Below are 618 nucleotides of genomic sequence, written 5' to 3'. Positions count from 1 at the left end.
ACGGCATCTCACCTTTCATACGACGGGTGAATTCGGCCGCTTCCTGCGGGAAGGCTTTCGCGTAGGCAGCAAACTTCTCATTCCACGCCGCTTCTTTCGCCTGGCCGGCTTCTTTGGCATCCCACTGCGCATAGATGTCAGACGGGATGTCAAACGGCGCGTGTTTCCAGCCCAGCGCTTCGCGGGTCAGCGCGATTTCTGCGTCGCCCAGCGGTGCGCCGTGGGAGTCGTGGGTACCGGCTTTGTTCGGCGAACCAAAACCAATGATGGTTTTGCACATCAGCAGGGACGGTTTGTCGGTGACCGCACGCGCTTCTTCTACTGCGCGTTTGATGGCGTCAGCGTCGTGACCGTCCACGCCGCGCACCACGTGCCAGCCGTAGGCTTCAAAGCGTTTCGCGGTATCGTCGGTGAACCAGCCTTCAACGTGGCCGTCGATGGAGATGCCGTTGTCATCATAGAAGGCCACCAGTTTGCCCAGCTTCAGGGTCCCGGCCAGGGAGCACACTTCGTGAGAAATGCCTTCCATCATGCAGCCGTCGCCCATGAAGGCGTAGGTGTAGTGGTCGACGATATCGTGGCCCGGACGGTTGAACTGCGCCGCCAGAGTTTTCTCGG

1 pseudogene is annotated in these 618 nt (G+C 60.2%); it reads right to left on the bottom strand.

What is annotated here, in order from left to right:
• Nucleotides 1–618 (bottom strand): annotated as a pseudogene (locus CW267_RS29870) (transketolase); the annotation flags it as partial.

It is taken from the genome of Klebsiella sp. X1-16S-Nf21, from assembly GCF_002837615.1.
Lineage (GTDB): Bacteria > Pseudomonadota > Gammaproteobacteria > Enterobacterales > Enterobacteriaceae > Klebsiella > Klebsiella variicola.
The sequence above is the reverse complement of the archived record's forward strand: the minus strand, read 5'-3'. Positions and strand labels throughout refer to the sequence as shown.